The organism is Mycobacterium sp., from assembly GCF_019243155.1.
In the GTDB taxonomy this organism is placed as follows: Bacteria; Actinomycetota; Actinomycetes; order Mycobacteriales; family Mycobacteriaceae; genus Mycobacterium.
Genome location: NZ_JAFAUS010000339.1, coordinates 1 through 4922 on the forward strand (window position 1 = coordinate 1; position 4922 = coordinate 4922).

8 protein-coding genes are annotated in these 4922 nt (G+C 67.9%); 1 reads left to right on the forward strand and 7 read right to left on the reverse strand.

The annotated features are described in order from the left end of the window. The 7 genes from JOZ00_RS17430 to JOZ00_RS17460 form a co-directional block, all read right to left on the reverse strand. On the reverse strand, positions 1–806 hold an 806-nt coding region (locus JOZ00_RS17430; RefSeq protein ID WP_293345762.1), incomplete at its 3' end, for an FAD-dependent oxidoreductase. Next, entirely contained in the window at positions 803–1357 is a 555-nt protein-coding gene (locus JOZ00_RS17435) for a hypothetical protein (protein WP_293345751.1), read from the reverse strand. The genes JOZ00_RS17435 and JOZ00_RS17430, both read right to left, overlap by 4 nt. A gap of 43 nt (positions 1358–1400) precedes the next feature. Further along, complete coding sequence (locus JOZ00_RS17440; protein ID WP_293345752.1) at positions 1401–1895, reverse strand: SRPBCC family protein; 495 nt, start codon at positions 1893–1895, stop codon at positions 1401–1403. Next, complete coding sequence (locus JOZ00_RS17445; RefSeq protein WP_293345754.1) at positions 1895–2524, reverse strand: nitroreductase family protein; 630 nt, start codon at positions 2522–2524, stop codon at positions 1895–1897. Before JOZ00_RS17445 ends, JOZ00_RS17440 begins: the two co-directional genes overlap by 1 nt. A gap of 20 nt (positions 2525–2544) precedes the next feature. Next, positions 2545–3027 carry a carboxymuconolactone decarboxylase family protein gene (locus JOZ00_RS17450; protein ID WP_293345756.1) on the reverse strand — a complete coding sequence of 161 codons (483 nt, stop codon included), beginning with the start codon at positions 3025–3027 and terminating at the stop codon, positions 2545–2547. Positions 3028–3089: 62 nt separating this feature from the next. Beyond that, the gene (locus JOZ00_RS17455) at positions 3090–4088 is read right to left on the reverse strand and encodes a nitronate monooxygenase (protein WP_293345758.1); all 999 of its coding nucleotides are present in this window, start codon (positions 4086–4088) and stop codon (positions 3090–3092) included. Then, complete coding sequence (locus JOZ00_RS17460) at positions 4085–4477, reverse strand: tautomerase family protein (RefSeq protein ID WP_293345759.1); 393 nt, start codon at positions 4475–4477, stop codon at positions 4085–4087. Before JOZ00_RS17460 ends, JOZ00_RS17455 begins: the two co-directional genes overlap by 4 nt. Positions 4478–4583: 106 nt before the next feature. Between JOZ00_RS17460 and JOZ00_RS17465 the strand changes: the two genes are divergently transcribed. Continuing rightward, positions 4584–4922, forward strand: a 339-nt coding sequence (locus JOZ00_RS17465; protein WP_293345761.1) for a LysR family transcriptional regulator, incomplete at its 3' end; no start/stop codon positions are given.

The window sequence follows — 4922 nt, forward strand, 5'->3', positions numbered from 1 at the left end:
GTCTCGATCACCTCGGACTCGCCCAGCCTCGGCTCGATTCGTCGGCACCGCGCCAGGATGCGTTCGGTCACCTCGGGATCGGCGGCGGTGTCCCAGCGGTTGGGGATGCTGATCCCGCCGCACACCACGCGCTGCGGGTGGGGGAAGTAGCAGGTCCATTCCGGGCCGCTGTTGATTTCGATAAACATTTGCTGCAGACCGGGATTGGTGAGCACCACGTGCTGGCCGAAGAGCGGGCGCACGGTGTCGTCACCGGCCAGCCGTCCCGCGGCCAGGCCCGTGCAGTTGACCACTATCGGTGCGCTGTCGGCGGCCTGAGCGAGTGACTGGACCGGGTGCTCCTCGATCTCACATCCGGCGGCGGCCAGTCGCCGCGTGAGGTAGTCGAGGTATTGGGGCATGTCGATCATCGGCAGCGTGGCGCGGAACCCGTTGCCGAAGCCCGCGGGAAGCTCGTCCGGATCTGCCGGGCGCAGGTCGGGGATCAGTGCGGCCGACGCCGCCGACATCGCCTCCGCCGCGGTCAACTCGCTGACGGCCACCGCGGGTGCCAGGCGCACGCCGGATGCGGGATCATCCGCGAGTTCGCGGAATACCTGCAGGGAGTGTTCGATCCAACCCAGCGTCTCGGGGGCGCGGTCGGCCGGCCGCGGCGGCGCCCAGACGGCGCCCGCGACTTTCGAGGTTGTCTGTGGGGGCATCGCGGCCGCCCACACCCGGACCGGCCGGCCCGACTCGGCCAGGCAGATGGCCGACGTCAACCCGCTTACGCCGGCACCAACGACTACAATCTCCACGACCGTCAGGAGTGCGGCGGTTGCTGGTTGTTCCCGCCCAAGAGGCCGTTGATGATGCCGAGAGTGCCCTGCACGTTGCCCGGCGCCGGTGTGGAGGGCAGGGCGGCGTCCGGGGTCAGCGTCCAGGTCTGGCAGCCCGATGTCTTGAACGACTTGTCGGTCGGATCGATCTGGACGACTTGCGGCTTCTTTGTCATCGCGTTGTCGATCAGGGTGCCGTCGGGATTGCCCATCCGCTTCCAGTAGCAGGTGCCGTTGTTGGTGGGCCCGGCCGAACTGTAGATCCCCGGCACGATGTCGGTCCCCACCGCGTAGGTGCCGTCTTTGTCGATGGTCGTCTTTGGTCCGGGCCCGGGTGAGGCGCTGGGCGATCCGGAGGGCGACGCCGCCGGCGCGGGAGATGCGGCTGGCGACGGTCCAGGTGAACCGGCCGGGGCGGGCCCCGGCGCCGGGCCATGCGTGTCGTCAGGGTCGGCGCTGGCCACCACAGAGGACGCGGCCCAGCCCGCGATCAGCAGGCTCGCGGCGGCCAATCTCGCCGCGGTAGAAATTCCACCCATAGAAATCGAGGGTACCGGCGTGAAACGCCTAATTCATAAATTGCTAAGTAAGCCGCCGCACCTTGCCCGCATAGCCGAGCGCGTGCTCGTACGTCTCCAGATTGTCGCGGGAGATCTTCGCGTGCACCGGGCGTTCGAGGAAGAAGCGCAGGACCGGGTTGTAGGCGTGGTAGGTCTCGTGAAATGTCAGCACGGTCGTGCCGTCGGGCTGCTCCTCGAGTTCGTGGTAACCCTCGGCGCGCGACCACAGCGGCGCACCGACCGCCGTGTACCGCGACAGCCGGTTGATCTCTGCCTCGGTCACGGTCTCCCACGATCGCGCCCTGCCGCCGGTCAGCAGGTACTTGGGCACCTCGAAGACGCAGGTGCGGACCAGGCCCTCGCCCGCTTCGTTGCCCTCGTTGAGGATCTTCATGCTGCCGGTCGGCCACTTGAGCACCCGGGGCCGCGGCGAGTTCGGCGGGGCCGGCGGATGCAATACCCGCCACACTTTCCTCGGTGGGGCATCGACGTGGAATCGCACGGTGTAGGACTGCATCAACTCGCTCCCCAGCTATCCCAATAAGTGACGGTCTCCGCGGGCGGTCGTGCGGCCGGCCGGAAGTCGGTGCCGATGGTGTAGGCGACGGGGAAAAGCGCTGCCTGGGTAGCCGTTTCGGGAATGCCGAGCAACTCGGCGACCTCTTTTTCCTTGGCCAGATGCATCGTCGTCCACACCGATCCGAGCCCGCGGGATCGCAGGGCGAGCAGGAAGCTCCAGCCTGCCGGGATGATCGACGCCCAGGCCGACGCGGCGGTCAGCAGGTTCGAGTTGTCGATGCGGTTGTCGAGGCACGGGATGACGTGCACGGGAACCTGAGCCAGCGTGTCGGTCAGGGAGAACGCGCTTTCGTACACGCGCTGGGTCTGCGGATCGGACACCTCCTTGGCGGCGTAGGCGAGATAGTCGGCGCCGACGCTCCGGTAGACGTCGGCGATGGCCGCGCGCTTGTCGGCGTCGGTGATCACCAGCCAGCGCCAGTCCTGGGTGTTGCTCGCCGTGGGCGCCTGCATCGCCAGTCGGATGCACTCGAGGATCACCTCACGGCCGACCGGGCGGGTCAGGTCGAGGCGCTTGCGTACCGAGCGCGTGGTGGTCAGCAGTTCGTCGACCGAGGCGATGTCCATTGGATCCCTTCGTAGGTTGGTCAGAGGTCGATCGCGCAGGACTGGTCGACGCCGAGCACCGTCAACGACCGCCCCAGGCCCAGAAACACCGCGACGCACAGCGTCAGGTCGAGGATCTCCTCGTCGGAGAAGCACTCGCGCAGCCGCTCGAAGAACGCGTCGTCCATGGACGCATGGTCGGTGGCGAAACGTTCCGCGTGCTCGATCGCCAGGCGCTGGCGTGGGGTGTAGCCGGGGTAGTCGGCGTACCCGGCGACGTTGTCGTAGAGCTCCGGTGCCACGCCGGCGTCCAGCACGGATTGCGCGCGAAAGCCCGAGCAGGCGACGCAGTCATTGATCTGGGCGATGCGCATCCTGGCGAGCTCACGCTCGTCGGCGGGCAGAATGCTCTGCTGGTATGCGCCGCGGATCATCCGCTCCACCATGCCGCCGAGTTGCGGTCGAAGCGACCAGATCATCGCGGCTTCGCCGCCCGGGCCATCCGGCACGTTGAGACGGGCCATAGCGAACTCCTGCCCCGTGATGAGGAACCTAGCTGAGCAAACCAGATTCCCAACTCGGCTGTCTAGGGCGCCGTCAATGACACCGGCGTCTTTGCGCGGTTCAGGATTCGCGCTGCCTCGTCGGTCATGTCGGCGACGATGTCGGCGGCGGGACGGATTTCGCGAACGCGGCCCACCGCTTCGCCGACGAGTATGGCTGCCGTCTCGAAATCCTCTGCCGCGAAGGCCTTCTCGTAGGTGCCCACCACCTCGGGAAGCGACGACGACAACTCCTCCTCGTTGCCGTGCCAGGTGTCGAGGAACGCGTTGCCCAAGGCGCGGGCGTTGTATTCGGCGGGCCAATCGAGCCGCCGCACGACGTCGTAAGCGCGGGTCCGAATGGTGTCGTCGCCGCCGGCCCGGATGGCGCGCTGGTGCGCGCACGGCGACACCAACGCCTCCCGCGACGCCCACAGCCGGGTTCCCACGACCGCGCCGTCGGCGCCGAGCGCCAGCGCGGCCGCCAGTCCGCGGCCGTCGGCGACACCGCCGGCGGCCACCACCGACGTCTCGGGCGAACGCTGCGCCACAAGGTCGACGACGTCGGGCACCAGCGTGAAAGTGGAGCGCACGCTCATTCCGTGCCCGCCGGCCTCGCCGCCCTGCGCGACGATGATCTCCGCGCCGGCGTCCAGCGCGTGACGGACCTGGTCGAGTTTCTGCACCTGGGCGGTGAGCGGCACGCCGGCCGCGCGGATGCGCTCGGCGAACGGCCGCAGATCACCGAAGGACAACATGACGGTCACCGGTTGCTCGGCGAGGGCGACGTCGAGCAATCCGGGGTTACGGGCCAGGCTCCACGTGATGAACCCGTACCCGACGCGGGCGCCATCGGCCTCGTCGATCTGGGCCCGCAGCCAGTCGGCGTCGCCGTAGCCGCCGCCGATCAACCCCAGCCCGCCCGCCCGGGCCACCGCGGCCGCCAATCGACCGCCGGAGACTCCGGCCATCGGCGCGAGCAGAACCGGCTTCTCGATCCCGAGTCGCTGCGTGAGACGGGTGCTCAGGATGCCGGCACTCACTTGAGCTCTCCGGTGAGGAACTGCGCGCGGCCGTACCCGAAAGACCAGTCCTCGTCATCGTTTTCGGTGATCGAGACGATCAGATCGGCCGGGTCGAGCCCGCACCGATCGGCCAGCCGGGACGCCAGCAACTCGTAGAATTTCTGCTTGAGTTCACGTGCACGGCGCCGGCTCACCACGTGCAGAATCACCTGCCGGGGTGAGCGATCGATGCCGAGACCGGTGTCCTGGGTGACGATCTCGTGAGCGGAATGGGTGTGCACCACCTGATAGCGGTCGCGCTCGGGCACCTCGAACGCGTCCACCACGGTCTCGTGAATCGCGTCCAGAAGCGCGCGGACCTCGGACGGCGAGCGACCCTCGATCAGGTCGACATACAACAGCGGCATTTTTCCTCCGTAGAAAGAGCTGGCTTGCGCATCTCTTGCAACCGACGTTAGGGCAGCGGAAATCCCACGTGAAATGCCTGCTGTAAAGCATCTATGCTCGGCAGGCATGGGCGTGTTGCACAGCGGCCGAGTCGAGCTGCGCCACCTGCGGGCGTTTGAGGCGGTGGCTCGGCTGCAGTCGTTCACCCAGGCCGCCGACGAACTCAGCATCACCCAGCCGGCCCTGAGTCGCACCATCGCGCAGTTGGAAGATGCGGTGTCGGTGACGCTGTTCGACCGCAGTTCGCGGCATGTGGAGACGACCAGGGCCGGACGGGTGTTCCTCGACTACGTCGAGCGGGTCCTCGCCGAGCTGGGGCGCGGCTTCGATGCCCTGCGGCGCCAGCCAAGCATTCGTTTCGGGTTCAGTTGGTTGTTGCCCGACCCGTGGGCGCAGGACACCGTC